The organism is Sutterella massiliensis (genome assembly GCF_016899755.1).
Lineage (GTDB): Bacteria > Pseudomonadota > Gammaproteobacteria > Burkholderiales > Burkholderiaceae_F > Sutterella > Sutterella massiliensis.
On the sequence record NZ_JACJJC010000481.1, the window covers coordinates 1 to 252 of the forward strand.

Here is a 252-nt window from a genome sequence, read left to right on the forward strand (position 1 = left end):
GAGATTCCTGCTGCTTTTGATATTTCGTTTATTTGTAAATAAAATTGCTCATTATGAGCAAGATATATCGTATTAGTGAATTTGCAAAACGTATCGGCCGATCTCCTTCAACTGTCCGTCGATGGGAGACAGAAGGCAAGATACGGGCAAAAAGGCTGGCATCGGGACATCGCTATTTTCTTATGTCCTCAGGAGTCAAGACTCGGGGGGCGTACCCGCTTGACGGAAGTCAAACCCCTGCTTCTTATGCGG

At 45.6% G+C, this 252-nt stretch carries 1 protein-coding gene; it reads left to right on the top strand.

Features of this window, described 5'->3' with window-relative positions:
* Window positions 1–53: 53 nt before the first annotated feature.
* On the top strand, window positions 54–252 hold a 199-nt coding region (locus H6A60_RS14430), incomplete at its 3' end, for a MerR family DNA-binding transcriptional regulator (RefSeq protein ID WP_439145093.1).